Raw genomic sequence first — 25,989 nt, 5'->3', positions numbered from 1 at the left:
TTGTTAAACTAGATTTTAATATTTTTTTGCTATGGATGCTTTGTGCTGCCATTTAAACTTTGGGTCGATGCCGATGCATTACCTAAAATTCTACGTGAAGTCATTATTCGTGCTTCAGACCGTTATCAGTTAGAAGTCACTTTTGTCGCCAATCAAAATGTAGGCATCACGCCTTCAGTTCGAATCAATTCTATTCAGGTAATGAGTGGGGCAGATGCCGCTGATAAAGAAATCATAGATCGCATGAAAGAGCATGATATTGTGATGACTCAAGACATTCCACTTGCAGCGCTAGTGATTGAAAAGGGTGGTATTGCGATTCATCCACGCGGTGAGGTATATACCACGGCGAATGTCAAAGCGCGTCTGCATTTGCGCGATTTTATGGATTCATTACGCGGAGCAGGAGTCAACACAGGTGGGCCACCGCCAATTTCTGAACGTGATAAACGTGAATTTTCTAGCTCACTCGATCAAACCATCCAAAAACAAAAACGTAAAACTGCCCAATAAGCCGAGCTTGATATGCATTCTAAAGCCAATATTGTTTCAACCTATATTTTATTGGTGCTTATTTGGGCCACGACGCCATTAGCGATTGTCTGGAGTGTTTCAGATTTAAATAATCTGTGGGCATTAGCATTGAGGTTCCTGATTGCGTTACCCTTAGCATTCAGCTTGTTGCTATTACTCAAGGTGAAATTACCAACAGACAAAATTTCAGTCCACAGTTATATCGCCGGTGCCTGTAGTTTTATTGGATCGCAATTTTTTACCTATTTGGCAGCCGCATATTTAAGTTCAGGCATTATTGCTTTAATGTTCGGTTTGGCTCCCATCATGGCGGGCTTAATTGGACATTTTGGCTTTCAAATTCATTTGAACCGTTTGCAATGGGGAGGCATGTTCATTGCAGTAGCGGGATTAGCGATTATTTGCTTGGGTGGGAGTGATCATCATATCCAGCCGATAGGAATCGGGCTAATGTTGATCAGTGTATTTGTCTATTGCTCTTCAATTTATTGGGTCAAAAAAGTTAATGCACCGCTAGAACCTATGGCTCAAGCTACCGGTTCAATTTTGGTTTCTGCACTGTTTGCTCTGGGAATGTTGCCTTTTATCTGGCAGCATGCGCCTACACATATTCCAGATACCAAAGCCTTGGTGGGCCTGTTTTATGCAGTAATCATGGCCTCGGTAGTCGCCATGATCTGTTATTTTAAACTCATACAGAATATTAAGGCGACGACATTATCGCTGACGACTGTATTGACTCCAATGTTGGCACTGTTATTTGGTGCTTTATTAAATGATGAAAAATTATCAGTGATGATTTTTGTTGGGGCATTTGTCTTAATCTTTGGTTTATTTATCTACTTTTACCGTGACATTAAGGCGAGTCGAAACCTCGCCCATAAAATTAAATCTGATTCTTAAGTTATTAATCTTTATTTTTCAACGATACGCATTCAGACAGCTTCACCCGATCTTGTGGATGCAAGGTAATAAAATAGGCACCGGTACGGAATTTACCATTGTCTTCAGCTCGGCTGTAGGCAACTTGTGCTGTTGCCGCAATATGAAAGAAATTTTCAGGGTGGCTTAATGTCACATGAACATAGGTTCCTTCCTGAATAGGTTGCTCATTAAAGAAACTGAAACCGGTTTCTGAAAAATTGACATTTTCCGGAATGGGTAACATGGATTGTACAATTGCATCGTACAAAGAACCGGTAATAAGGTTTAATTTTTGATTGAATAAGGATAAGATTCGAGCAATTTGTTGATCTCTTTCATTTAATTGTTCTAATTCGTAGTTTATTGCGTGATCAAATTGATCTAATTCTGCGAGTAGTAGAAAATAGCGTGGCAAAACAAAGTTAGGATCGTAAGGGTCATTAAGTGCGACATCATCAGAAATAATCTGATAATTAATTCGCAAGGCAGCATCTATACGCGACATAACGCGACGTTCAATGTTGCCGCTTTGATGCTGTGAATTTTCCATAATTATTCCTCGGACTAAATGGTATGTTTAAACCAATCTCGCTGTACATAGGGTTGAGATATACTCGCGCACGGCGTAGTAACCACTTTATTTCTTTTATTGCTCTGGTTTCTATGATCGGCCTCACATTAGGTGTAGCTGTACTCATTACGGTGTTATCCGTGATGAATGGTTTTGACCGAGAACTAAAAAACCGCGTCTTAGGAATGATACCTCAAGCTACTGTTTCTTCAACGCAAATTTTAACAAATTGGCCTGAACTTGCAAAAAAAGTTGAACAACACGAGCATGTCAAAGGCGTAGCCCCCTTCACCCAATTACAAGGGATGCTGACAGCACAAGGGCAAGTAGCTGGCATCATGGTCACAGGGATCGAACCTGAGTATGAAAAGAAAGTTTCGATCATTCAGGATCACATGATTGCAGGCAGTATTGATAGCCTGAAAAAAGGTGAATTTGGCATTGTGTTAGGTAAACAAATGACGGATTCGCTCGGTCTAGGCTTAAATGACAATATCACCTTGGTATTGCCTGAAGCAACGCCTTCCCCTGCCGGCGTAGTGCCACGTTTCAAGCGTTTTAAAATTGTCGGGATTTTTAGTATTGGGGCAGAAGTTGATTCAATGATGGGCTATATTGCCCTCAATGATGCTTCAACCTTGTTACGCTTACCCGATGGTGCGCAAGGTGTTCGTCTAAAACTGGATGATATCTTCCTTGCGCCAGAAGTTGCGGATGATATTGTCAAAGACTTGCCAAGCAATTTCTATGCATCGAACTGGACATTTACCCACGGTAATCTGTTTAGTGCCATTCAGATGGAAAAAGCCATGGTGAGCTTGCTTTTATTCCTGATTGTTTTGGTTGCTGCATTTAACATCGTGTCGTCACTGGTCATGGTAGTCACAGATAAGAAATCTGATATCGCGATTCTGCGTACCTTAGGTGCTTCACCTGCTACCATCACTCGAATTTTTATGGTGCAAGGAACCATCATTGGGGTAATTGGTACCGTATCTGGTGCCATTCTCGGAATTATCTTTGCCTCAAGTATTAGTAATGTGATTGGCTGGCTGAATACCACATTTGGTTTGAACTTGTTTGATGCCTATTTCATTAATTACTTGCCGTCTTATTTACGTTGGCAAGATGTGGTGGTGATTGTGTGTCTATCCTTGCTTTTAAGCTTCCTTGCAACGATTTATCCAGCTTTCCGTGCTGCGAAAACACAACCTGCAGAGGCCTTACGTTATGAGTAATATTGTCCTCGAAGCGAAAAATATATCGAAAAGTTTTACTGATGGAAAAACTACGGTTGAAGTGATTAAAGACTTGTCTTTACAAGTTAAAGCGGGTGAATTTGTTTCGATTGTGGGTTCGAGCGGGTCAGGTAAAAGTACATTGTTACATGTGTTAGGTGGCCTAGACTGCCCAACACAAGGACAGGTGTTTTTAAATGACAAGCGCTTTGATACTTTAGGCGAAGCTGAACGTGGTTATTTACGTAATCAGCATTTGGGCTTTGTTTATCAATTCCATCACCTATTGCCTGAATTTACCGCATTGGAAAATGTTGCAATGCCGCTGATGCTGCGCGCAGGAACGACCTACAAACAATCTAAAGAGCAGGCAGAATACTTGCTGAATCGTGTAGGATTGTCGCATCGGATGACGCATAAACCGGGCGAGTTGTCTGGTGGTGAACGTCAACGTGTGGCTTTGGCGCGTGCTTTGGTGGCGAAGCCTGAACTGATGTTGGCCGATGAACCAACCGGTAACTTGGACCGTAAAACCGCAGTGAAAATTTTTGAACTGCTCAGTGAATTACGTAGCGAGTTTAATATGGCAATGCTGATTGTGACCCATGATGAACAACTGGCTCAAGCCGGTGATTCCATTTTGCATATGCAAGATGGAGTGTGGATTGATGGCTAGACGCTGATCGAGAAGTTTAAAAAATGATTGAAGCTCACTGCGGTGGGCTTTATTATTGCGCAAAATAAAAAATATTATAAAAATAATGATTCAACTAATCTGTTTGGGATGGGTAATCGGTATTGCGATAATGGGAAAAACTTTCCCGATTTTACAGTCGTTGCTGAGTCCATGTATTGCACTTTTTATTCTATCTTGGTTTTTAAAACTGAATGTTTTAAAGCAGGTTTATTCTTTGTGGTTCAAATTTTTACAGCTCTGTATAGGCTTCAGCCTAGGTATTACAATGGGCTATAACTATGCTGATTATCAATTGACTGACAGGTTACAGTTTCGAGAAAAGCGGCCTGAACAAATTGAAGTGGTTGTTCATGTTAAAAAACTGAATGAATGGGGGGCACAATCCATTCAGCAAAAAATACAGGTACTGAATCGACATGCTGAAGTGGTGCAGTGGCAGGGGTTTTTAAAAAATGAAATAAATTCTGATCCGCGATCTGGACTTGAACTGGGTCAATATTATCGCTTGCAAGGAAAAATTCTGCCCGCGCATAGTTATGCAGCTCACGGTGTCTTTGATCAAGAACAATGGTATCTCCAGCAAAATATTATGTCTGGTTTTAAAGTCACATCGATACACAAACTGACAGAACAAGACATTTCTGCTTTGGGTTATGGCCGATATGTAAGGCAACAACATTCTTTTTCAAATCAAATCCAGCTGTCGATGGAACAGCAACGTTTAGCGCTACGTAATTTTATTCAGAAACAACCGCTGCAACATAAAGGGCTACTTCTAGCATTGTTAACAGGGGATAAAAGTTTGCTCCTGCCGGAAACTGAACACTTATTTCAGCGTTTTGGCATGAGTCATTTACTGGCCATATCAGGGCCGCATGTGTTGATTTTTGCTTTACTCTTCTGCTGGACTTTACATCAACTCATTTGTCGCTATGGTCCGCAAGTTTATTTAAAGTGGCCGAAACAATACTTCTTGATTATGCCGTTTTGTATTTGCGTCCTGCTGTATTGCGCTTTTGTCGGTTTTGAAATTCCTGCATTAAGAACCTTGCTCACCTGTTTATTGATGAGTGGATTTATCCTTTTAAAACAAAAAATTCAACCCTTAAGTATTTTGCTGTTTAGTGCCTCTATTTTATTAATCTTTGATCCCTTTAGTATTTTATCTGCTGCTTTCTGGTTGTCCTATGGCGCATGTTTTGTGCTTTTACGTATTTATCAAACCGTGCAGCAGAAAAGTCATGTAGAGGAAGTCAAAACCAAGACTGAAATAATCAAAATCCAACTTAAAATTCTAATTGAATCACAATGGAAAATATTTTTGGCATTATTTCCATTAATGCTGATTTTCTTTAAACAGGTGGCATGGATTACTCCACTCAGTAATTTATTGGCCATTCCCTGGATTGGTATTGTGATTGTTCCCTTAGATGTGATCGCGGCGTTGTGTTATTTCATTTTTGAGCCTTTGGGAAGTCTGATTTTTCAAATCAATAATGGGTGTCTCTCAGTTTTGCTTATCTTTATGCAAGGACTAGATCAAATTTTTTCACCTGTATTACAACCGATTGCCATGAGTTTTTGGATGTTGCTGAGCTTATGTCTGGGTTTGTTGATTCTGTTTTTACCCCGCGGGACGGTGCCAAAAACTTGGTTAGTATTATGCTTTGTGCCTTTAATAATGATCGATTCCAATAAGAATGAATTTGAATTAACGGTATTGGATGTTGGTCAAGGTCAAGCGATTTTTGTCCGCGATCAGGATCAGACAATGATGGTAGATATGGGGGGAAGTTTTGATGAGGAGAAATTCAGTGTGGGTAAGCAAATCATTTTGCCATTTTTATCGGTCAATGGAGTTAGTGAGTTGAATCAACTGATTTTGACCCATTTAGATCAGGATCATAAAGGTGGTTATGAATCGGTCAAATATGATTTGCCTATCAACCAGGTCTATTCAAATGAACAGGTTGAAGTCGCAGATTCCAGTCAGTTTGATTATTGTCATCAAGGTCAAAAGTGGCAATGGAGTGATCGAGTGAAAATAACCATTTTGTCACCCAAAACAGAGCAGTTGAACAATGCCAAAGATGAAAGAAATGAGATGTCCTGTGTCGTTTATTTACAGGTAGCAAATGCACAACCTTATCAAAATTTTCTACTAATGGGAGATGCCGGTTGGCCAACGGAATATCAGATTTTACAGCAGTATCCTGATTTAAAAGTCGATGTCTTGGTTTTGGGACACCATGGTAGCCGGCATAGTTCAGCCTATCACTTTTTAAAGCAATTAAATCCAAAATTGGTGATTGCATCGGCAGGTTTTAATAACCGGTATGGACATCCCAGTTCAGTGGTTGAGTCGCGTTTAAAAGAATTAAAAATTCCGTTATTAACTACTGTAGACCAAGGCAGTATTCGATTTTCAACACATAAAAATATTATGGCTACTGAGGTTGAACGTGATTCACGGCGATGGTTAAAGCGTTAAACTATTTCAGCTTGAATTGCTTTCGCTCGAACTTCAGCAACCACTTCTAATGCTTCATCTGTTTTCAAATGATAAACCTTGTCTAGTTCTGGGTTGGCTTTAAAGCGCTTATAACTCCAATGATAATGTTCTGGGTAACGACGAATTAAATTTTCGATGGCTTCGAAAATAACACCGGTACCCTCATTGGCATTGCCTTGATAAATACGTTCATCGATAGGCTCAATATGCATATCAAAACCGAGATCGTTATTACGAAGGGCATAGAGAAATAAAGTTTTAGCTTTGGTTTTTTGAATCAGTTTGGCACTTAAATTACTGGTCGTCAGAGGAATCCCAAAATAAGGAATCATATCTCCACCCACATTCGGAGTGTGATCTGGCAGAATCACCGTAGTACCGCCTTGTTTTAACGCTTTAAAAATTTGTCTTACCCCCGATTCATCGGTAGGCACCAAATTGGCTTGTTCACGACTGCGGGCTTCACGGACAAACTGGTCGGCAGATTCATTTTTGACCGGTTTATACAGAATGGTCATTTGTGTGAATTGAGCCAAGTAGGCATTCATGATTTCCCATGTGCCAAAATGCGGAACAATCAGTACCAGGCCTTCAGGTGCTTTAAGCGCCTCTTGAAGTATCTGCTCACCGTTAATTGAATGAATACGTGCAATATTTTTATGGTTGTCTGCACCCCAAATACTAAAAAATTCGAAATATGAAGTCAGTTCATTATGAATTGCTTTTGGAATGATTTCTTCATGTTGCGCGGCGGTCAATTCCGGTAAAGCAATTTGAAGATTAAGACGAATCGTATCTGAGGTTTTTGACATTTTTAAAAAATTGACGAGCCCAGCTAACATTCGAGCGATAAATCTAGAAATTTGAATCGGTTGTCGACTGAGGAATTTCAGTAGGCGGTATGTTGTATCCGTTGGAGTATGATCAGTCATTGCCTATCGTCAATGTATATAAAGAGTCAAAAAGAGCAAATATTATAGGCGAAAATGGATGGTTTAGGCAGATTTCTCTGATGCAGTGTATATAATGAGTTTAATTTAACTGATCCTTGGATTATTTTGTATGTCCGATTGGCCACCAAAACCAGAAAATGAAATTCAGAATACGCCACATAATTTTCAAAACATAACTGGCAAAGAATGGCATATTTTAGAAAAAGCCGTTTTAGCTTCTGTAGAAGAGCAGCGCCGTGCACGTCGCTGGAGCATCTTTTTTAAATTGTTAACTTTCGCTTATATCCTTTTTGTTTTAGTGGTCATGGCAAAAAGTTGTAGTACCTCATCTAGCGATCCAACTGCAACGACAAGTTCGCATATTGCGGTAGTGGATATTATCGGCACCATTGCTGCAGACAAGCAGAGTGTCAATAGCACAGATACGGTTAAAGCACTAAAGAAAGCCTTTGAAAACAAACAAAGTAAAGCTGTGGTTTTAAATATTAACTCGCCTGGCGGATCCCCGGTTCAGTCCGATGAAATCTGGCAAGAAATCCAGTATTTGAAAAAATCGCATGCTGATAAAAAGCTCTATGCCGTAATTGGTGATACGGGTGCTTCAGGTGCATATTACATCGCCTCAGCTGCTGATGAAATTATTGTCAATCCCTCTAGTCTGGTCGGGTCTATTGGCGTGATTATGCCAAACTATGGTGTAAATGGCTTAATGCAGAAGCTGGGTGTAGAAGACCGCACCATGACTTCAGGTGAAAACAAAGCTTTGCTTTCTATGACTCAGCCGGTTGATGCTGCACAAAAAGCACATGTGCAAGGTGTACTTGATAATGTCCATGATCATTTTATCAATGCAGTGAAACAGGGGCGCGGTAAGAAACTGAAATCTCAAGATCCGGCAATATTCTCTGGTTTATTCTGGACTGGTGAACAAGCGGTAAAATTGGGGATTGCAGACCGTATCGGCAGTCTTAATACGCTGAAGCGCGAATTGAAACTGGAAAAAGCCGTGAATTACACCATTGAATATAGTCCTTTTGATTCTGTACTTGGACGGATGGGAAGTTCTATTGGGCAGGGATTCGCAAGCTCACTTTCACAACAAGTGCAATCTGAACAAGCGACGAAGTTACAATGAAACCATTGATCCATTTTGCGCACGCCAATGGCGTGCCATCAAAAGTTTATCAAAAGCTGTTTGATTTGCTGAAAGATGAATACGAGGTTATTTATGTACCTTTGCTGGGGCCAGACAAGCGTTATCCAATTGATAACCATTGGAAAAGTCTGACTCAGCAAGTGATTGACAGTATTGTCCGTCAAGCTAAAGGCCGTCCCGTAATCGGTTTGGGACATTCTTTGGGTTCTGTACTGACCTTTCAGGCAGCATTAAAACGCCCTGAGCTGTTTAGTCAGGTGATTATGCTTGATCCACCAATGATCATGGGCAAAGAGGCTTTTGCATTACATATTGCGAAGCTGTTTAAGCTCAAAGCATTGGACAAAATGTCTCCTGCAGGTTTGTCCAAGCGCCGTCGCGATCATTGGCCATCTCGTGAACAGGCCGCAGAACTATTAAGGCCAAAAGGGTTTTATCAGGACTTTGAAGCAGCCTGTTTTCAGGCTTATATTGATCATGCCTTGCAGGATGATCCATTGCGTGGTGGTGTAGAGCTGACTATTCCGAAAATGGATGAGGTAGAGATTTTTAGAACCAATCCCTCTCTTTGGTGGTTGCCACAAGTTAAGCCACAGGTGCCTGTGCATTTAGTGGTAGCTGAGGAAGGGCCTTTTTTAGCACGTAAGTTCCCACAACAAGTTCAGAAGAAATTCGATATTCCTTTTGAAGTATTTAAAGGTGGACATATGTTCCCGTTGGAGCATCCGGTTGAAGTGGTTAAATCGGTTAAAGAGCTCATTAAGTCACAACAGGCTAATTAAAAGACTTTTAGTTGAGTTACCAGTGCCTTAAATTTCTTCCTAGGAAGGAATGAGTAAGTAGCAATCACAGTTTTGCAGGAAATAAAAAACGCATCCGAGGATGCGTTTTTTATTGCATAAAATTCAGTTTAAAATTTACAAAACTGAACAGGTTCCTGCATTACTTGACCACGGTACAACACACCTTGTTCAGTATGTTGAATTGTATCTGTGCAAATCCATTCCACCACTTGGGGGTAGATTAAATGTTCAAGCACATGAATGCGATGCGCTAAAGAATTTACATCATCATGCAAATTGACTTTAAGCACAGCTTGAGCCAAAGCCTGACCAGCATCCAATTCAGCAGTAACATAATGTACGGTACAACCATGCAAAACATCACCTGTGTTTAAAACACGTTGATGGGTATGCATGCCTTTGTAATTCGGCAAGAGAGAAGGGTGAATGTTGAGCATTTTCCCTTCCCATGCTTTGACAAACTTGGTACTCAAGATGCGCATAAAGCCTGCAAGAACAACCAAATCAACATTCCAATCGAGTAATTGCTGATGCATGACATCATCGAAAGCTTCACGATTCGGATATTGCTTGTGTTCAATCACAGCAGTTTGAATTCCTGCTTTTTCAGCACGCTGTAAAGCATATGCTTCAGGTTTATTGGAAATGACCCCAACAATTTGACCTGACAGATTGGCATCTATCAGGGCTTGTAAGTTACTTCCACTGCCTGAAACGAGGACAGCAATTTTGATCATGTGCTGTTCTTTATGCAAAAATTACGCGAACTTTTTCATCAGCGCCGGCAACAGATTCAGCATTTTCAACAATGTGACCCATGTTCCAAGCTTTTTCGCCCAGGCTTGTAAGCAATTCTAAAGTTTTATCAGCATCTGCTGCATCAACAACAATGACCATACCTACGCCACAGTTGAATGTGCGGTACATCTCGAACTGTTCCACACCACCTTCACGTTGAAGAAGTTTGAACAATTCTGGCCATTCCCAAGAAGACTCATTCACCACTGCTTGAGCACCATTTGGCAATACGCGAGGTAAGTTACCAGGTAAGCCACCACCAGTGATATGTGCCATTGCATGAACATCAACTTGTTTGCAAAGTTCAAGCAATGGTTTTACGTAAATGCGTGTAGGTTCCATTGCAACATCTGCAAGTGGGCGACCGTCTACGATTTGGGTAAGATCGACATTTTTCACGTCTAAAATTTTACGAAGCAAAGAGTAACCGTTTGAGTGTGCACCTGAAGACGCCACACCAATCAATACGTCACCAGCTTTAACTTTGGTTCCATCAATAATTTTGCTTTGCTCAACTACACCTACACAGAAACCTGCAAGGTCGTAATCTTCACCTTCATACATGCCAGGCATCTCAGCAGTTTCACCGCCTACCAATGCACAGCCTGCAAGCTCACACCCTGCACCAATACCGGTTACGACATTTGCAGCGACGTCCACATTTAAGTGTCCAGTTGCATAATAATCGAGGAAGAATAATGGTTCAGCACCACATACAAGAAGATCGTTTACACACATTGCAACCAAGTCTTGACCAATCGTGTCATGACGGTTCAAATTGAGTGCTAAACGTAATTTTGTACCAACACCATCTGTGCCAGATACGAGAACAGGTTCTTCATAACCTTTAGGGATTTTACAAAGAGCGCCGAAGCCGCCTAATCCGCCCATAACTTCAGGACGTGAGGTACGCTTAGCCACAGATTTGATTCGATCGACAAGTGCGTCGCCCGCTTCAATGTCGACACCCGCATCTTTATAGCTTAAACCAGTGTTTGGGGAAGTTGAGTTGCTCATAATGAAGTCTCCGCATTCGCGCCGCGATTATACCCGAATATACGAAACTCTTATGTTATTTATGCACTAAAATGCTATCTTTATTAAAATATTTTACTTTCTATAACGAATAAACCAAGAAAAGGCGAATTTGCATGGTGGATCGTACCTTACGTCGCATTTTTATACTCTCAGGAATTGCATTAATCCTTTGGGTTTTGTATTTGCTTAAACCTGTGGTATTGCCTTTTATAGCAGCATTTTTGGTGGCTTATTTATTTAGCCCGTTGGTAGAGAAGCTTCATAAGATCGGCTTGCCGCGTTGGTTGGCTATTAGTCTTGTGTTTATTGGTATTGGTGTGGTTCTCACCTTGGCGATGTGGTATTTGGTTCCCCTGGTTTGGCAACAGCTGATGTATGCGCGAGACAGTATTCCAGCAGGAATTCATTGGCTAAATTACACCTTTTTACCTTGGGTGTCGCAAACTTTTAGCGTCGAGCAGATGGAAATCGATACGCAGCAAATGTCGACTGTGGTCATGGAGTATATTCAGACCAATTATAGTGCCGATAGTATTCAGGCAATGGTATTGAAAGTCGCGCAATCGGGTTTGAATTTCATACAAATTGGCGGAACGGTGGTTCTGATTCCAATTATTGCATTCTATTTCCTGTTGGATTGGGATCGTATGCTCGACAGTTTCCGCCGTTTAATCCCTCGTCCTTATGAGAAAAGTACTTTACACATTGTCGGTGAATGTCACCAAGTCTTAGGTGCCTTTGTTAAAGGTCAGTTTTTGGTGATGTTCTTGCTGGGTACGGTCTATGCAGTCGGCTTACAAGTCATTGGTCTTGAGGTCGGTCTGATTATTGGAATGGTTGCGGGTCTGGCCAGTATTATTCCCTATTTGGGCTTTGCAGTGGGAATTATTGCAGCTGTGATTGCAACACTATTCCAGTTTGGTATTGATTGGATGCATTTAGCATTGGTGCTGGTTGTATTTATGATTGGCCAAGCCGTTGAGGGTTATATTCTTCAACCTTTCTTGCTCGGAGATAAAATTGGCTTATCTCCTGTAGCCGTGGTATTTGCTGTATTGGCCGGCGCTCAACTTGCCGGTTTTCTGGGAATGCTGATTGCTTTACCGGTTGCGGCAGTTATTGTAGTGCTGCTACGGCATGCGCGAGATTGTTACGAGAAGAGCCGTATATATAGGCACTCCTCTGTAATCATACAAGAGCCGGGAGCAGGATCAATTTCAATTGAATCGGATCAAGTAGATGTAGATATCGAATTGAGAAATACAGAATCAAAAATTCTGCAAGATGCTGAAAAATCGAGTAAGATTGAATTGATAGACAATAAAGAACCCTAAGGGCAAAACACATATATGCGTCAACTGCAATTAGATATAGAACCTCAACTGGATGCCCGAATTAGTGATTTTTCGGGTCCAAGTTGGGGGCATGTCATTGATGCAGTGCGGCAGCTTCATGCTGGTTTAATAAATCGCTTTTATATATATGGTGGAGCTGGTTCAGGTAAAAGCCATTTACTTTCTGCTATTTGCGATTCTTATTTAGAAGTCGGTAAATCTGCAATTCAAGTTTCATTACTGGAGTTGCTCGATGCACCAACTGAAGCGATTACATCATTAGATCAATATGACCTTGTGGCATTAGATGATATCGAAGCCATTAGCGGTGTTCCACATTGGCAAAAAGCAGTATTTCATTTAATTAATTATAATAATGAAGGTGGAGGACAGTTAGTTTTCTCTTCTCGTGTTGCCCCCATTGAATTGAAACTTGAACTTCCCGATTTACAGTCACGTTTGACTCAGGCGGTGAGCGTTAAAGTGCCGACAGGAAGTTTATATGCGGATCGTTATGCGCTAGTAACATCGGTATTAACACGTCGGGGAATTCATATGGATCAGCAAATCATAGATTATTTGTTGCTGCATGGACCGCATCAAACCTCTATTTTATTACAAACTTTAGAACAGTTGATTCAGCTGTTAAAAGGTGAAAAAACAAAAATCAGTCATGCCAATTTAAGACAAATTTATGCATTAATTGATGAATATCGGTAAATAATAAAAAATCTTGAGAAATTATTAAAGCTGTGACAAAGTACAGCAAAATAGTTCAATGTTGCAGGGAATGTGCAACGATAGAATAAAAATATTAGAAGAATACAAGGAGAAAGGTATGCTCAAACGGAGCATAGGTATAGGGGTGTTATGCTTTGCAGGACATGCTTATAGTGCGGATATTATCGTAAATACGACTGAAGATGCTAAAAAAGATGACAAGGAATGCTCATTACGTGAAGCAATAGAATACGTTAATTTAGGATTGCCTGAAGAAGGGCATTTGGGCTGTGGAGGTAAAGGTTCAAGTTCAATCATTACGCTTGAAAAAAAAACCACCTATAAGTTAGATAGCCAAATTAAAATCACGGCAGCGCTTACTTTAAAAACGGTCTACGATAACAGCTTTTCAAATGACCTTAAGCCTGGTTTAAATAATGCCATTATTAAAATGATGGGTAAGGATAATATCTTTTATATTGATGATGCAAAAAAAGCCCTAGTTCAAGTTAATATCAGTGAAGTGAATTTGCAGGGATGTGGTCAAAGTGTTTGTGCTACTCAAGGCGGTTTAATTTTCAACAATGAATATTTAGTTTTAGATCATGTGAAATTGACAGATGGTATCGCGACGCAAGGGGGTGCCATTTACAATGTAGGTGTACCGACTGAACCAGAATCAATATTACGTAGTCTGGTGGAAATTAAATATAGCCTAATTGAAAACAATAAAGCTGATGAAGGCGCCATTATTTACAGTCAGGTTCCACAATTTAGAGTATCAAACTCAGTTTTTCGAGAAAATGAGACAAATTTAGCAAACGCTGCAAATATTTATTCGTCTGCCGATTTAGACAGTACATTATTAGCCGCCTTTCCCTATATGTCCTATAAAATTGCCAATAGTACCTTTTACAAAAATAAAGGCTGGGTAATTAATGTCCGAGACGGTATAGGCTTAAATAATCTGACAGTTATAGGTAATACTTCTGGAATTAAATTTAATGCGCCTGCCCAAAAAGCTTATCTTGCCAATAGTATTATTATGAGCAATCCCTATCCTATCACTCAGGATGATAACTGTTCCTTTGTAAATACTGATAAGACTTATAACCAAAACAATATTGTAGCAAGTAGTTGTACGACAGGTGACAGTTTATATCCGAATGATATCTGGCCAGGCCAGCAGCTTATTGCAGGTGATACATTAGATGGAAAATGTAAAACCTTGAGTGAAGATTCGAATTCGCTCTTGTGCCCATATTTCCAGTCAGAGAAGGATTTTTTAGGATATTTTCGGCCGCGTATTTTGATGAGCTATAAAAAACTGGCTGAATCATTAATTGTAAACAAAGGCAAGTTTCAGGTAGATTCAGCATCAAAAGTAATGGGATGTGAACGTATAGATCAACGTGACAATGTACGTGATGATGATAATGATTTATGTGATCGTGGTGCAGTTGAGATTGTTGTGCCAAGCACAACTGGACTTGTTGGGGAAGATTTGCTTATAGGTCAAACTGCTCAAATTTCTGTAGTTGAGCATCTAAGTGATAGTGATTTAGTGCCAAAAGAGGAATGCGAGGCCATACTGGGTAAAAAGCCTGCAAGTGAAGCATGGCAGGCAGGTTGTTTGCAAGTGGTTCAGACCCAAACACCTTCCAAAGGTAAGCTGACTATTAATGAAGATGGAACCTTGATTTATACACCTCAAGGAGACTGGCATGGTGCAGATATTTTTAAAATTCGTTTAGTCACGTCATCTACGCGTTTTAACAAAACCCAGCCCTATATGGAAGTGAATGTAAACGTTGTACAGGCACCTCAAAATACTATGGAAAGTAAGAGCGTGAACACTTCCGGTGGCTCTGTTGGATTCTTCAGTCTATTTGGCATATTGGGTCTTGTTGGATTACGCCGATATAAAAAATAATTAAGGACGATCTATGAAAAATTATAAAAAGGGATTGCTCACGGCCATGGTATTGTCTGCCATGTCACTCATGGCAGCAGAACACAAAACAATTTATGTTAATACCTTCGATGATGAAGATAATTCCAATAATAAATGTTCATTGCGTGAAGCAATTAAAGCAGCCAGTTTAAATAAGGCTTATGGTGGTTGTGCTGCAGGTAATCCTGAGAGGGGGCAGAAAGATTATATTCAGCTTGAGGAAGGGGAATATATCCTTAATAGTGAATTAACGCCTGAATCGGAAATTTATATTTATGGGAAATTGCCAGTTGATTATTCAACCAAGGATGTCTTAACCAATGAATATCCGGCACGCCAAAACTTAAAGACTAAAATTACCACAAAAGGTGCATCACGAATTTTTAATACCGTTGACCAATCGCCGACACTGTCTTTATACAATGTTACCTTAGATGGCGGGGCTTCAAGCGAAGTGGGTGGAGCATTGTTGATTGGCGGTTCTTTAAATATGGTCAACAGTGCTATTTTAAACTCAGTCTCAGCTAAAGATGGTGGGGCAATTTATTTCGTAGCACACAAGTCAGAAAATCAAATTACTTTAAGCAATACCCTAATACAAGGCAATAACGCAAATGAAGGTAGTGTTATTGCGATGGACTGTATGGTAAATCTGGGTAAAACAAATGCGCTTATTAGTATTAATAACAGCAGTATTGTGGAAAATGGTTCAGCAACTAGCCAGAGTGCAATAGATTTATGTGGTAGCTCAAAGGTACAGATCACTGCAAGCACAATTGCAAAAAATACAGCGAATAGCAGTAATGGCAGCATTTTCCGGATGATAAATACTGGCGATCATCGTTTAAGTCCAGGTTCCGAATTGTCTCTGCTCAGTAATACTATTGTTGAAAATAATGCGCATAGTACTTTGTATTATGATGATACTGGAAGTATTTCTTTAAATTTCAATGTATTGGCTTATAACAGCGGTAAGTCTTGCCGTTATGCTTTAAAAAATGGCGATTTGACAGACACTAAACGTGTTATTGGTGCCTATCAAAATGCTTTACAGCTTAATTCTGGAATAGGGCAGTGTGATTTACCAGCAACGTCTACGGCTGGGAATACTACTTTAAATACCAATATCAATTTAAGTTCAACCGATATGTTGACCGTTTTGTCACCCTATCAACCTCCATCTAAATATAATTTATTTTTACCAATGTATTATCCAATCGATAATCAGAATGCTACTGACTTGGTAAATGCGGGTGAGTCGGAATGTAGTCGCACCGATCAACGTAATCTGGCGCGCATTACAGATACCACCCATATATTAGATCCAGATCTGAACAACACCTGTGATATTGGCTCGATTGAACGTATGCGTTTAACTGCAGCGGATACAACGACATTAACAAATCGTTCTTACACTACTCTTATTGCCGAGTATCAAGCGCAAATTGACAAATTTAAAGGATATCTTGCAGATCCTGAAGCAGATAAAGAGCTTAAAACAAAAGATCAAGAAGATTTAAAAAAATATGAAGCCTTAAAACAATTTACTGAACAATATGTGCAGTATCGTGCCATATATTTTGATCCTTTCTTAAATACTTTACCAAGCGAAGAGCCTGCTTCGGATGTGAGTGGTGCAATTCAACTTAAAGCGCTAAATACCGATAACTATACGATAACGACCTATAACTATGGTATAGGTAATTTTGTTGAAAAAAATGGGGGGTACGAGTTTGTAGGAGCTGCTGATCCTAACTTTAAGTGTGAATGGAAGGAAGATCTAAAACAAATCATCATTTATCGTACAGATGGTAAAGTGGTAGATGGTCAATCTTACTGTTCATATAGTATTGCTTCTAAACTAGGCAGTTCAATCACATCTACTGGACTTATAACCGCAAATTTTATCAATATTGCTCCTATTGCAAAAGATGATACCTATTCCATTACTCCAAGCTCAAATTCGGCGCTAAGTGTTAATCCGTTAGTTAATGATAGTGATGATGGGGATGGACCGACAACACATTTAACAACTAATAAAAGTGTATTTTACAAGGATGCACAGGGGGTGGAGCTGCCGATAAGGATAGAAACCATTCCTGCTGGTTTAATTATAAATGCGGATCGGAAAGGCCCATGTCCAGGTAACGATATCAAAGATACCTGTTATGGCGGGCAGCTTTATTTTGAAGTGAAAAATAATTTTAGTCAGTTTGACTATGAGCTTAAATATAAGATTTATGATGCAGAGGGTATACCATCAAATAATGCGGAAATTAACTTACTCAATACTGAGAAAAATACAAATAATCAAGCATCAGGCGGTGGTGGAAGTCTTGGAATATATAGTGTTATAGGCTTACTAGGACTTGGCTTGTATAGAGGTCGTAGAAAGAAATAGTGAACTTGAAATTTAAAAAATGCCTTATTTAGTAAGGCATTTTTTATAAGGCATTCAAAATCTTATGAACATAAAAATATTATTTATTTAATTTGATTAAGCATGAACCCTCATAAATCATCTTTTGCTCAGTTCCAAGTTATGGATTCCAGCAATTAAATTGAATCTCAAACCAAGTCTTTTGCCTCTATTTCAATAATGTTGTGCAAAGGATTTTGAAGGTTTTTAAACTACCAAATAATTGCTCAATCTGTATTCTTGTTTTATTGATGTTCTGATTATAGTGTTTTAGTACAGGATTCAATATACAACGTTTCTTGGCTTTGAACGGCAACTGGTTATTGGAATAAAAATTATAAATTTCCTGATAGCCTTTATCTGCAAGAATAAAATCTCCGAAAAGAATCTGCTGTAAATTACGTTTGAATAGCTCGAAATCATGCACCACACCACAACTGCTACATAAACTCAGTATTTGCTGAGTTTTATACTGAATTATTGTCTGCCCTTAAAAGATACCTGTCTTTTTTACCGCTATAGCTTTTTTTCTATTTTTTAGGCTGTTAGATATGAATTTCTATGGCATCCACGATCACAATATTCCAAGCAACACCTTAGCACTCATTTTCTAGTTGAAAGTGTATAACAGACAAACTCTTCGGTAAATTAAAAGAGATTCAAATGAATCAAATTATCTTCTACATGACGTAAAAGTCTTAAGGCGGTTGGCTCTGAAATCCCCTAACTCATAACCTCATGAAAAAATTCTTTCCCCCCCCACTAGCGCGGACAAAGCAGAACTTGATCTTATAAACTTAAGTTAGGTGATCTGTCTTTGGCAGGGGTATGCATTTTCAGTTGCTCAAGTATTAAATAGAAGTTATCCATGAGATGTGAGTGTATTGCTTGAACTGGGTTTCAAAAAGTTTTTTTGAATTAATGTATTTTGTCCAGAGATTATGCAGGATAGTGCTGAAATGTAGGATGTAAATATCAATCAAAAAAGATCATTTTTTGATTTATGAAAGAATTCTAATATTGTTATTCGTACAAAGTTTATCGTAATGATCAAAGTGGGGGATGTCGCTATTAAGCAAAACTCAAAATAATGACTATCTTTTTGGATAGCCACTATTATTAATTTAGTGACTTGCAGATTGAGGTTGTAAATATTTACTGATGTATTCATCTCGAATAGCAGGTCTTTCTTCAGGGGTTGCCTTTTGCATGCGTGTGCCTAAATCTCTACGCTCTTGGCTACTCATTTTTTGCCAGGTTTCTCGCATTTTTTGCTTTTCTTGCTCTGGCAGCTGGGTAAACCAATCCATACGTTGGTGTAAAGCGGTGCCTTGTGAGTCAGGTAGTTCTTTCAGCGATTGATAGCGCTGGATAAGTGCACGCTGTTCAGCATCTGACAGGGTTTCCCAGGTTTCTGCCAATTGAGTGTCTGCATCTTTAGAAAAAATCCAAAAACGTTCAAAACCAGCGAAACTGGTTTGTAGAAATCCGAGTGCACAAAAAGCAAATGCTAATCTTTTAGCTGCCATGGGGAACTTTATCCTCGCCTAAAACCATTAACATCTCTAAATCTTCAACCATTTGTGGTGATAATTTTGGAGTAACTACAACTTGATTCTGAGGCTTTTCAGCTATATCAATAGAATTTGGAAATACTACAAAACCTGCAATTGCAGCAGCAAGTGCAAATCCTGACATTTTCCAAAGTCCGTAACGGGAGGTTTCCCGTTCTTGAATTTCTTCAATAACATGGTTCATCACAACAGCTTTATCTTTATGGTGTTGTGCGAGTCCATCGAGTTTGGAAGTAACTTTTTTTAAGTAATCATCTTGTTTCATTCGGATGACCCTCCAGAGTATGGATTCAAATGTGCCAACGAGTTCCGAAGACCTTGAATAGCACGGTGATAATGCGTTTTTACACTGCCTTCACTGCATTCCATGATTTGCGCAGTAGTGTGTGTATCAAAGCCCTCCCAAGCACGCAGCATAAAAGCCTGTTGCTGTCGAACGGGAAGCTGAGAAATAGCTTGCTGTATTTCTTCGGCCGTTACGGCTTGATCAAGAAAATCGAATGGGCTGGGAGTATTTTCATCAACAATATCATTCAGTTCAATATCATCGTCATCGAGACTCACCTTTTTAAAAAATGAAAAAGGTTGTGCTCGCCGAACTTCTTTTCTACGCCAGTCTTGTAATTTATGGTTCAAAATGGTGTAAAACAGGGGATACCATTCATCAGTCGGCTTTTCGGCATATGCTTTGTGCAAGGAAATAAAAGCTTCTTGCACCAAATCCATCGCAATACCTTGTTGACCTTGAGTCGCACTTTCCATCATCACCAAGGCACGCCCTGTCACATCCTGCATAAAAATTTTTAGGCGCTGTTCAGCCGTACTCTTCAGAATACTCAAATTTTCCGCTTGAGACTGTTTTGGTGCTGAATCCATAGAGATGGAAAATCCTGTCATTGGACACCCACCATTATTCCTATTTTCATACATATATAACGTTAGGAATAATGGTTTGGTTGACAACAAATTTATTATTTTTCTAGTGTAGTCTATTTTTAAACATTAACAGGTGATGTTTAAAATAAAGTAACGAAACGACAGGCTTATAAACGTTGGCGAACCATCTCAAAGAAACAAATCGAACCTGCAACAGCAACATTCAATGATTCTTGTCCACCCGGCTGTGGAATAGAAACAGCTTCAGCATGCTTAAGTGCATAATCAGAGACACCTTGACCTTCATTACCCAGAATCCAAACGCACTGTTTTCTTAAGTTCTTTGAGTAAAGGCTTTCAGATTGGTGCGAGCTGGTAACATAGACTGGTATGGTAAATTTCTCTAAAAGATCTTCTAAAGCAATATTTTCATAGGTTTGTAGAGAAAAATGTGCACCCATACCTGCACGTAAAACGCGCGGTGACCAGATCGAGGCTGAACCTTTGGTGCATACAACTTGCTCAATGCCGGCAGCGGCAGCTGAACGTAGCAAAGTTCCCACATTACCCGGATCCTGGATATTATCTAGGATTAGAGTGTCTTCTTTAAAATTTAAGGCTTGATTTGAACTCGGTAAATCAACAATTGCCAAACATGCCAAAGAAGTGCCTAAGGTACTTAGGTCGTTGTATAAAGCTTCACTGAGTATAAAAACATTACCGTCGTACAAGGATACAATTTTTTCTAAATCAGGATGACTATAGGCAGCTTCAGTGGTGAATATAGAATTAATGCTTCGATTCTGTTCTAACCAGGCAAGGCTTAAATGGGTACCTTCAAGTACCGTTTGACGATTCTTTTTACGGAATGAACTTTGCTCAATCAATCCACGTAGGTGTTTGATTTTTGGATTGTCTTTTGATTCAAGAAAAAAAGCTGGCATGGGAGAGTTATCCGTGGAAGTAAGCGACAAATACGCTTACTTCCATTTTTTAAATTAATGGTGGTAGTGAGTAACTAAGTCAACTTCATTTTTAGAGCCAATCACAACAGGAACACGCTGATGCAATTCGGTCGGTTGAATTTCTAAAATACGAACACGGCCAGTGGTAGATGCGCCACCCGCTTGTTCCATCAACATACTCATTGGGTTTGCTTCATACATTAAGCGAAGACGACCGGCTTTTTGAGGATCTTTCGTGTCGTATGGATATAAGAAAATACCGCTACGGCAAAGAATACGGTGAATATCACCCACCATACAAGCCACCCAGCGCATGTTGAAGTCTTTACCACGCACTGACGTTTGACCGTCTTGAAGTTCACCAATATAGCGTTTTACCGGTTCTTCCCAATGACGTTGATTGGATGCATTGATAGCATATTCTTTGGTATCGGCAGCGACCTGAATATTTTCAGAAGTTAATAAAAATTCTTGAGTTTCAGGATCGAAAGTGAAGAATGCAACACCTGCACCTACGGTAAGCGCCATCATAGTAGAAGGGCCATATAATACATAACCCGCAGCAGCCTGATTTGTACCGGGTTGCATGAAATCCTCAGCTTTCGTCACGGCATTTTTAGCCGGCAAAATAGAGAAAATTGTGCCGACACACATATTGATGTCGATGTTGCTTGAACCATCAAGTGGATCGAACAATACCAGGAACTCACCATTTTCTTGAGCCGGAGTGAAATCATCGAGCTCTTCTGAAGCCAACCCGCCTACATGTGGATGAACTTTTAAAGCGTCGATCAAGTAATCATTCGAAATAACGTCAAGTTTCTTTTGTTCTTCACCTTGTACGTTTTCGTGTTGTGCGCTACCCAAGACACCTGCCAAAGCTCCTTTTTGTAATAACTGATCGATGGCTTTACATGTATTACCAATTGTTTCAATTACTTGAGCAAGTTCAGGTGTTAAGTTCCCTGATTTTTGTTCTAGAAATTGGGAAAGGGTGAGGTATGACATGTCAGGAAAACTCCAATTAGAAAATGATAAAAAATTATCAAAAGAATATAGGCAGTCATTTTAGATGAGAACGCGGCAAAAGAACAATTAAACTCGACTATTTGTCGTGATTTTACTCTTGTAAGTTCTGTGGAAAATGCTATGTTGAGGAACAACGGGTATTAAAAATCGTGATAGGAGCCCAGTTATGACAACGCAAAAGTTTGATGCGACTCCAACGCCAAATGAAGCTATGAATTTAGATGATATTTCTGACGAAAAAGTGAAAGAAGCCTGGAAGGCTTATGAAGCAAAACCAGAATATAAAAAATTCAATAAGCATGATCTAATCGAATCCATGCAAAGCTCAAATGATGAAGTTGAAAATTCTGAACAAGCTTAAAATACAAAAAAAGCGCTTAATCAAAAGATTAAGCGCTTTTTTATTCATGCCATTATTTTAATAAAGGTGGAACAGCTTCGTAGTTCAGTTCTACACGGCGGTTTTCTTTCCATGCATTTTCATCATGGCCAGCATTAATTGGCATTTCTTTACCATAGCTTACGGCTTCTAATTGTGTAGCAGCAACGCCATTGGTAATGAGGAAGCTTTCTACTGCTTTCGCACGACGCTCACCCAAAGCCATGTTGTATTCACGTGTACCACGTTCATCGGTATGACCAGTTAAAGCCACTTTTGAATTTGCATTGGCAACAAGAAATTGTGCATGGGCCTGAAGGGTTTGATAGTCTTCGTTAGAAAGATCACTACTGTCATAGTTAAAGTGAACTACACGTTTTGCCAAGAATGCTTTATTTGCTGCAGTCACACCTTTAGAAGAAGCACCTGCCAGGTTTTGCGCACTTAGGGCAGCATCTTCACTTAAGCCTTCAGTGCTTACTGTGCCTGCTCCAGATGGATTTTGTCCTGCTTGAATTTCAGCTGCAGGTTTACGGCTGGCACAACCGGTCATCACTAACGCTGTTGCAAGAACAGGAAGGACTAATAATTTAACTGCTTTCATCTTTATCTCCATGATCATCATTGCTTTAAATTAAATTGTTATTTAGGGGCCCAAGCAGGTTCACGAACCTCACCTTGTTCACTTGGTAAATTCATGCGGAAACGGCCATCAAGCGACATAATGGACAATAAACCGCGATTCCCTTCACGCGTTGCATAGACCACCATTTGTCCATTCGGTGAAAAGCTTGGTGATTCATCCAAACTGGTTGGGGTTAGAATGTTGGTAATGCCGGTATTAATATCCTGAATAGCAACTTTGTAATTGCTGCCACTTGGACGATGGACTAAAGCAACTTTTTTACCATCCGCACTTAATGTGCCGCGTGCATTAAATGCACCACGGAAAGTCAGGCGCTTAGTTGAAGCATCGGCAAAGTTATAGGTATAAATTTGTGGTGAACCGCCTCTGTCAGAGGTAAAAATAAATGATTTACCATCTGGGGCATAACGTGCTTCTGTATCAATGGCACTGTCATTGGTCATACGTTGTAACTGACGTGTTTCCAAGTTCATTTGATAAACTTCAGGGTTGCCATGTAACGATGCAGTAAACAGCATGCTTTTACCATCTGGCGAGAAACTTGGTGCACCATTTAAACCACGGAAACTCGCCAGTTTTTCACGCTGACCTGTGGCTAAGTCTTGTACATAAATCGCAGGACGTTTAGTTTCAAATGAAACGTAGGCAATTTTTTTCGCATCGGGTGTCCAGGCCGGTGACAAAATTGGATCACGAGAGTTCAGAATAGTTTTTGGCTGTTCGCCATCTGTATCTGCAATTTGTAGAGTGTAGCGCTGTTCAGGAGTAGCCGGGTTACGTAGCACATAAGCAATACGTCCACTAAAGTCACCTGCAATACCGGTCAATGCCTGATAAATTGCGTCACTAATCATGTGGCCGGCTTGGCGAATACGTGAAGCAGGAACAGTCAGCAATTCATTTAATAAATACTGCTGTTTTTCGATATCGTAGAGTTGATAATGAACCTCAAAACTACCATTTTCTGTTGTTTTTACTGTACCGGTGACCACATAAGGAACACCTGCAGATTTCCACGCCTCTGTATTTGGGGTGTTCATACTCGCTGTTGCAGGCAGGTTTTTTGAAGCACTTGAAAATTTGCCTGAACGGTTTAAGTCATTTTCCACAATAGGATAAATGCTTTGATCATTATTAAATGGAATAATGGCAATTTTCGGTGCTTCTTCTGGTGTCTTAGTAATTTCTAAATGCAGTTGTGCATAAGAGTGGGTTGCTAAAACAGGACTTAAAGCTGTCAAAATGGTTAGGCAAAGTAGATGTTTACGTGTCATTTCCATCATCCGCTACGTACTCTAAAAAATGTAAATTATTGTGAATTCGGCTGTGTCACATAATGGCATGATTTCGAATGATTGAAAGCCCATCATAATGACTAAACTGTTATAAGACTGTGAAAAATGAATAAAATTTTACCATTTTTAGCAACAGTTAAGTTCAACTGTCAAAAAGCCACATCAATCAAGTTTGATGTGGCTTTTTATTTTATTTCGCAGTAAAGCTTGAAGTAAAGGTTCTTGCTTCACGTCGTGCATCTGGATCGGAAGGCATCGGGTAAGGAGCGGCTGCACGTACAGCGGCTTCTACACTGGCTTTCATGTCCGGATCACTTGAGTTCACAATCACCGATTGAACAGCACCACTATCACTTAAAGTCACACGAGCAGTGGCTTTTTGACCAGATGAGCCGCTTGGAATATCCCAAGCACGTCTAACTTTATTTTCAAAGTCACGTTTTGCAGTTGAGGCAATTTTCTTTGCTTCAGCTTTTTTGGTCGCGGCTTCTTCAGCGGCTTGTTTGGCAGCGGATGCTTTCGCTTCTTCAGCTGCATGTTCACGCGCTTCTGCATCCGCTTTAGCTTTATTGGCTGCATCCGCTTTGGCTTTGTTAGCCGCATCCGCTTTAGCTTTTTCAGCAGCTTCAGCTTTGGCTTTATTCGCAGCATCTGCTTTAGCTTTATTGGCTGCATCCGCTTTGGCTTTTGCAGCTGCGTCCGCTTTGGCCTTATTTGAAGCATCGGCTTTGGCTTTATTTGCAGCATCAGCTTTAGCTTTATTGGCTGCATCCGCTTTGGCTTTTGCAGCTGCGTCCGCTTTGGCCTTATTTGAAGCATCGGCTTTGGCTTTATTTGCAGCATCCGCTTTGGCTTTTGCAGCTGCGTCCGCTTTGTCCTTATTTGAAGCATCGGCTTTAGCTTTATTTGCAGCATCAGCTTTAGCTTTGTTAGTCGCATCAGCTTTGGCTTTTTCAGCGGCATCTGCCTTGGCTTTTGCAGCGGCATCTGCCTTGGCTTTTGCAGCGGCATCTGCCTTGGCTTTTGCAGCGGCATCTGCCTTGGCTTTTGCAGCTGCGTCCGCTTTAGCTTTTTCAGCAGCGTCCGCTTGGGCTTTATTGGCTGCATCTGCCTTAGCTTTGTTACCCGCATCCGCTTGAGCTTTTAATTTATTGGCTTCAGCTGCTTTTGCCTGTTCAGCAGCTTTCTGTTGCGCTTTTTTCAGAGCCTCAGCTGCAGCCTTGGTTTCCTGTGCAGCTTTATTTACATCAGGCTTTGCTGGTGGTGTAGGAGGAGTAGGTTGCGTAACGGGAATAACAGGGGCATCTTCAACACTTGGTTTTGCAGTTTGTTGTATCTGTTCTGCCACCTTTTCATGTGCTGTTTCAGCAGAGTCGGTCTGTTCTAAAGGCATAGGTTCGGGTGGTAATAAATCTTCGGGTGTGACCAAAACCATTTTAATCTGTTTAGGTGGCTCGACCGGTTTACTCATGCCCAAAAAAAGTAAGCCAGTCATTGCCACTACATGGACTCCAAGGGTAAATCCAAGCGCAATTGTTTTTTCTTTAGATTGTGGCTTTTTGAAATCTTTCATA

25 protein-coding genes are annotated in these 25,989 nt (G+C 40.1%); 12 read left to right on the top strand and 13 right to left on the bottom strand.

Annotated features, from left to right (window positions below):
- Positions 1-42: 42 nt before the first annotated feature.
- Complete coding sequence (locus E0H89_RS04705) at positions 43-513, top strand: YaiI/YqxD family protein (protein ID WP_067863637.1); 471 nt, start codon at positions 43-45, stop codon at positions 511-513.
- A 12-nt stretch (positions 514-525) separates the two neighbouring features.
- On the top strand, positions 526-1,437 hold the full coding sequence (locus E0H89_RS04700) for a DMT family transporter (protein WP_131214931.1): 912 nt from the start codon (positions 526-528) through the stop codon (positions 1,435-1,437).
- 4 nt (positions 1,438-1,441) lie between these two features.
- Here E0H89_RS04700 and E0H89_RS04695 read toward each other — a convergent pair whose 3' ends face one another.
- Positions 1,442-2,008 carry a PilZ domain-containing protein gene (locus E0H89_RS04695; RefSeq protein ID WP_131214930.1) on the bottom strand — a complete coding sequence of 189 codons (567 nt, stop codon included), beginning with the start codon at positions 2,006-2,008 and terminating at the stop codon, positions 1,442-1,444.
- Between the two features lie 23 nt (positions 2,009-2,031).
- Here E0H89_RS04695 and E0H89_RS04690 point away from each other — a divergent pair, with 23 nt between their 5' ends.
- From E0H89_RS04690 to E0H89_RS04680, 3 genes are all read left to right on the top strand, one after another.
- On the top strand, positions 2,032-3,267 hold the full coding sequence (locus E0H89_RS04690; RefSeq protein ID WP_131214928.1) for a lipoprotein-releasing ABC transporter permease subunit: 1,236 nt from the start codon (positions 2,032-2,034) through the stop codon (positions 3,265-3,267).
- On the top strand, positions 3,260-3,943 hold the full coding sequence (gene lolD, locus E0H89_RS04685; RefSeq protein ID WP_131214926.1) for a lipoprotein-releasing ABC transporter ATP-binding protein LolD: 684 nt from the start codon (positions 3,260-3,262) through the stop codon (positions 3,941-3,943). The genes E0H89_RS04690 and lolD overlap by 8 nt, the downstream gene beginning before the upstream one ends.
- Before the next feature lie 85 nt (positions 3,944-4,028).
- Positions 4,029-6,455, top strand: a complete 2,427-nt coding sequence (locus tag E0H89_RS04680) for a DNA internalization-related competence protein ComEC/Rec2 (RefSeq protein ID WP_250697838.1) — start codon at positions 4,029-4,031, stop codon at positions 6,453-6,455.
- On the opposite strand, the gene E0H89_RS04675 is transcribed toward E0H89_RS04680, so the two are convergent.
- Positions 6,452-7,408, bottom strand: a complete 957-nt coding sequence (locus E0H89_RS04675) for a lysophospholipid acyltransferase family protein (protein ID WP_131214924.1) — start codon at positions 7,406-7,408, stop codon at positions 6,452-6,454. The two genes, E0H89_RS04680 and E0H89_RS04675, sit on opposite strands and share 4 nt — an antisense overlap.
- Before the next feature lie 130 nt (positions 7,409-7,538).
- On the opposite strand from E0H89_RS04675, the gene sppA reads away from it, so the two are divergent.
- On the top strand, positions 7,539-8,564 hold the full coding sequence (gene sppA, locus E0H89_RS04670) for a signal peptide peptidase SppA (RefSeq protein WP_131214922.1): 1,026 nt from the start codon (positions 7,539-7,541) through the stop codon (positions 8,562-8,564).
- Complete coding sequence (locus tag E0H89_RS04665; RefSeq protein ID WP_131214920.1) at positions 8,561-9,367, top strand: alpha/beta fold hydrolase; 807 nt, start codon at positions 8,561-8,563, stop codon at positions 9,365-9,367. Before sppA ends, E0H89_RS04665 begins: the two co-directional genes overlap by 4 nt.
- A 128-nt stretch (positions 9,368-9,495) precedes the next feature.
- Here E0H89_RS04665 and purN read toward each other — a convergent pair whose 3' ends face one another.
- Both purN and purM read right to left on the bottom strand, forming a co-directional pair.
- The gene (gene purN / locus E0H89_RS04660) at positions 9,496-10,125 is read right to left on the bottom strand and encodes a phosphoribosylglycinamide formyltransferase (RefSeq protein WP_131214918.1); all 630 of its coding nucleotides are present in this window, start codon (positions 10,123-10,125) and stop codon (positions 9,496-9,498) included.
- Between the two features lie 10 nt (positions 10,126-10,135).
- Complete coding sequence (gene purM, locus E0H89_RS04655) at positions 10,136-11,203, bottom strand: phosphoribosylformylglycinamidine cyclo-ligase (protein ID WP_131214916.1); 1,068 nt, start codon at positions 11,201-11,203, stop codon at positions 10,136-10,138.
- Positions 11,204-11,337: 134 nt separating this feature from the next.
- Here purM and cxpE point away from each other — a divergent pair, with 134 nt between their 5' ends.
- The 4 genes from cxpE to E0H89_RS04635 all read left to right on the top strand — a co-directional run bounded on the left by cxpE (position 11,338) and on the right by E0H89_RS04635 (position 17,633).
- On the top strand, positions 11,338-12,558 hold the full coding sequence (gene cxpE, locus E0H89_RS04650) for a chloramphenicol efflux transporter CxpE (RefSeq protein WP_131214914.1): 1,221 nt from the start codon (positions 11,338-11,340) through the stop codon (positions 12,556-12,558).
- Positions 12,559-12,573: 15 nt separating this feature from the next.
- Positions 12,574-13,278 (top strand): DnaA regulatory inactivator Hda, encoded by a 705-nt coding sequence (gene hda / locus E0H89_RS04645; RefSeq protein WP_131214912.1) that lies wholly within the window; start codon positions 12,574-12,576, stop codon positions 13,276-13,278.
- 118 nt (positions 13,279-13,396) lie between these two features.
- Positions 13,397-15,211 (top strand): rhombotarget A, encoded by a 1,815-nt coding sequence (rbtA, locus tag E0H89_RS04640; RefSeq protein WP_131214910.1) that lies wholly within the window; start codon positions 13,397-13,399, stop codon positions 15,209-15,211.
- Positions 15,212-15,224: 13 nt separating this feature from the next.
- Positions 15,225-17,633 carry a CSLREA domain-containing protein gene (locus E0H89_RS04635; RefSeq protein WP_131214908.1) on the top strand — a complete coding sequence of 803 codons (2,409 nt, stop codon included), beginning with the start codon at positions 15,225-15,227 and terminating at the stop codon, positions 17,631-17,633.
- A 187-nt stretch (positions 17,634-17,820) separates the two neighbouring features.
- Here E0H89_RS04635 and E0H89_RS04630 read toward each other — a convergent pair whose 3' ends face one another.
- The 6 genes from E0H89_RS04630 to E0H89_RS04605 all read right to left on the bottom strand — a co-directional run bounded on the left by E0H89_RS04630 (position 17,821) and on the right by E0H89_RS04605 (position 22,074).
- Complete coding sequence (locus E0H89_RS04630; protein ID WP_214609801.1) at positions 17,821-18,129, bottom strand: transposase family protein; 309 nt, start codon at positions 18,127-18,129, stop codon at positions 17,821-17,823.
- Between the two features lie 646 nt (positions 18,130-18,775).
- Positions 18,776-19,180 carry a DUF3106 domain-containing protein gene (locus E0H89_RS04625; protein ID WP_131214906.1) on the bottom strand — a complete coding sequence of 135 codons (405 nt, stop codon included), beginning with the start codon at positions 19,178-19,180 and terminating at the stop codon, positions 18,776-18,778.
- A complete protein-coding gene (locus E0H89_RS04620; RefSeq protein WP_131214904.1) occupies positions 19,170-19,490 on the bottom strand; it encodes a hypothetical protein in 321 nt (106 codons plus the stop codon). Before E0H89_RS04620 ends, E0H89_RS04625 begins: the two co-directional genes overlap by 11 nt.
- On the bottom strand, positions 19,487-20,101 hold the full coding sequence (locus tag E0H89_RS04615; protein WP_131214902.1) for an RNA polymerase sigma factor: 615 nt from the start codon (positions 20,099-20,101) through the stop codon (positions 19,487-19,489). The genes E0H89_RS04620 and E0H89_RS04615 overlap by 4 nt, the downstream gene beginning before the upstream one ends.
- Before the next feature lie 167 nt (positions 20,102-20,268).
- Complete coding sequence (locus E0H89_RS04610; RefSeq protein WP_067724910.1) at positions 20,269-21,045, bottom strand: TrmH family RNA methyltransferase; 777 nt, start codon at positions 21,043-21,045, stop codon at positions 20,269-20,271.
- Between the two features lie 54 nt (positions 21,046-21,099).
- Positions 21,100-22,074, bottom strand: a complete 975-nt coding sequence (locus E0H89_RS04605; RefSeq protein ID WP_131214900.1) for a class 1 fructose-bisphosphatase — start codon at positions 22,072-22,074, stop codon at positions 21,100-21,102.
- Positions 22,075-22,261: 187 nt separating this feature from the next.
- On the opposite strand from E0H89_RS04605, the gene E0H89_RS04600 reads away from it, so the two are divergent.
- Positions 22,262-22,456 carry an NF038105 family protein gene (locus E0H89_RS04600; protein WP_131214898.1) on the top strand — a complete coding sequence of 65 codons (195 nt, stop codon included), beginning with the start codon at positions 22,262-22,264 and terminating at the stop codon, positions 22,454-22,456.
- A 52-nt stretch (positions 22,457-22,508) separates the two neighbouring features.
- On the opposite strand, the gene pal is transcribed toward E0H89_RS04600, so the two are convergent.
- The 3 genes from pal to tolA form a co-directional block, all read right to left on the bottom strand.
- Positions 22,509-23,078 carry a peptidoglycan-associated lipoprotein Pal gene (gene pal, locus E0H89_RS04595; RefSeq protein ID WP_131214896.1) on the bottom strand — a complete coding sequence of 190 codons (570 nt, stop codon included), beginning with the start codon at positions 23,076-23,078 and terminating at the stop codon, positions 22,509-22,511.
- Positions 23,079-23,116: 38 nt separating this feature from the next.
- Positions 23,117-24,400 (bottom strand): Tol-Pal system beta propeller repeat protein TolB, encoded by a 1,284-nt coding sequence (tolB, locus tag E0H89_RS04590; RefSeq protein ID WP_165494022.1) that lies wholly within the window; start codon positions 24,398-24,400, stop codon positions 23,117-23,119.
- A 205-nt stretch (positions 24,401-24,605) separates the two neighbouring features.
- On the bottom strand, positions 24,606-25,988 hold the full coding sequence (gene tolA / locus E0H89_RS04585; RefSeq protein ID WP_131214891.1) for a cell envelope integrity protein TolA: 1,383 nt from the start codon (positions 25,986-25,988) through the stop codon (positions 24,606-24,608).
- Position 25,989: the final 1 nt, after the last annotated feature.

Origin of the sequence: Acinetobacter sp. ANC 3781, assembly GCF_004331285.1 — a bacterium.
In the GTDB taxonomy this organism is placed as follows: Bacteria; Pseudomonadota; Gammaproteobacteria; order Pseudomonadales; family Moraxellaceae; genus Acinetobacter.
This window is presented reverse-complemented; position numbering and strand designations above follow the sequence as displayed.

Coding starts and splice junctions, on each gene's coding strand:
- E0H89_RS04700 (WP_131214931.1), top strand. CDS start 526: ATGCATTCTAAAGCCAATATTGTTTCAACCTATATTTTATTGGTGCTT.
- E0H89_RS04695 (WP_131214930.1), bottom strand. CDS start 2,008: ATGGAAAATTCACAGCATCAAAGCGGCAACATTGAACGTCGCGTTATG.
- E0H89_RS04690 (WP_131214928.1), top strand. CDS start 2,032: ATGTTTAAACCAATCTCGCTGTACATAGGGTTGAGATATACTCGCGCA.
- lolD (WP_131214926.1), top strand. CDS start 3,260: ATGAGTAATATTGTCCTCGAAGCGAAAAATATATCGAAAAGTTTTACT.
- E0H89_RS04680 (WP_250697838.1), top strand. CDS start 4,029: ATGATTCAACTAATCTGTTTGGGATGGGTAATCGGTATTGCGATAATG.
- E0H89_RS04675 (WP_131214924.1), bottom strand. CDS start 7,408: ATGACTGATCATACTCCAACGGATACAACATACCGCCTACTGAAATTC.
- sppA (WP_131214922.1), top strand. CDS start 7,539: ATGTCCGATTGGCCACCAAAACCAGAAAATGAAATTCAGAATACGCCA.
- E0H89_RS04665 (WP_131214920.1), top strand. CDS start 8,561: ATGAAACCATTGATCCATTTTGCGCACGCCAATGGCGTGCCATCAAAA.
- purN (WP_131214918.1), bottom strand. CDS start 10,125: ATGATCAAAATTGCTGTCCTCGTTTCAGGCAGTGGAAGTAACTTACAA.
- purM (WP_131214916.1), bottom strand. CDS start 11,203: ATGAGCAACTCAACTTCCCCAAACACTGGTTTAAGCTATAAAGATGCG.
- cxpE (WP_131214914.1), top strand. CDS start 11,338: ATGGTGGATCGTACCTTACGTCGCATTTTTATACTCTCAGGAATTGCA.
- hda (WP_131214912.1), top strand. CDS start 12,574: ATGCGTCAACTGCAATTAGATATAGAACCTCAACTGGATGCCCGAATT.
- rbtA (WP_131214910.1), top strand. CDS start 13,397: ATGCTCAAACGGAGCATAGGTATAGGGGTGTTATGCTTTGCAGGACAT.
- E0H89_RS04635 (WP_131214908.1), top strand. CDS start 15,225: ATGAAAAATTATAAAAAGGGATTGCTCACGGCCATGGTATTGTCTGCC.
- E0H89_RS04625 (WP_131214906.1), bottom strand. CDS start 19,180: ATGGCAGCTAAAAGATTAGCATTTGCTTTTTGTGCACTCGGATTTCTA.
- E0H89_RS04620 (WP_131214904.1), bottom strand. CDS start 19,490: ATGAAACAAGATGATTACTTAAAAAAAGTTACTTCCAAACTCGATGGA.
- E0H89_RS04615 (WP_131214902.1), bottom strand. CDS start 20,101: ATGGATTCAGCACCAAAACAGTCTCAAGCGGAAAATTTGAGTATTCTG.
- E0H89_RS04610 (WP_067724910.1), bottom strand. CDS start 21,045: ATGCCAGCTTTTTTTCTTGAATCAAAAGACAATCCAAAAATCAAACAC.
- E0H89_RS04605 (WP_131214900.1), bottom strand. CDS start 22,074: ATGTCATACCTCACCCTTTCCCAATTTCTAGAACAAAAATCAGGGAAC.
- E0H89_RS04600 (WP_131214898.1), top strand. CDS start 22,262: ATGACAACGCAAAAGTTTGATGCGACTCCAACGCCAAATGAAGCTATG.
- pal (WP_131214896.1), bottom strand. CDS start 23,078: ATGAAAGCAGTTAAATTATTAGTCCTTCCTGTTCTTGCAACAGCGTTA.
- tolB (WP_165494022.1), bottom strand. CDS start 24,400: ATGGAAATGACACGTAAACATCTACTTTGCCTAACCATTTTGACAGCT.
- tolA (WP_131214891.1), bottom strand. CDS start 25,988: ATGAAAGATTTCAAAAAGCCACAATCTAAAGAAAAAACAATTGCGCTT.